Source organism: Bacillus cereus group sp. BfR-BA-01379 (assembly GCF_022663605.1).
Classification (GTDB): Bacteria; Bacillota; Bacilli; order Bacillales; family Bacillaceae_G; genus Bacillus_A; species Bacillus_A mobilis.
Genome location: NZ_JAKUFT010000312.1, coordinates 1 through 223, shown reverse-complemented (window position 1 = coordinate 223; position 223 = coordinate 1). Strand labels below are relative to the sequence as shown.

Below are 223 nucleotides of genomic sequence, written 5' to 3'. Positions count from 1 at the left end.
TTCTATCAAGCGTATTAGTATAATAGAAGTTTTGTAATAAAAGAAAAAGAGAGGAGAATGCAAAATGAAAGAGCAAGTATTACAAGTAACAAAAGGTGACTTCGTAGGATCAGCAAGTGGAGCGGTAGTATTAACAGCATTAATCGTATTTCTATCAAGCATATTAGTATAATAGAAGTTTTAAATTATACAAAATGAAAGGAGAATGAGGAATATGAGCAGT

The 223-nt window shown here is 30.5% G+C and carries 1 protein-coding gene; it reads left to right on the top strand.

Going from position 1 to position 223, the window contains the following annotated elements; all coding sequences use genetic code 11:
- Positions 1 to 64: 64 nt before the first annotated feature.
- Positions 65 to 172 (top strand): DUF3948 family protein, encoded by a 108-nt coding sequence (locus tag MR113_RS28015; protein WP_098683442.1) that lies wholly within the window; start codon positions 65 to 67, stop codon positions 170 to 172.
- Positions 173 to 223: the final 51 nt, after the last annotated feature.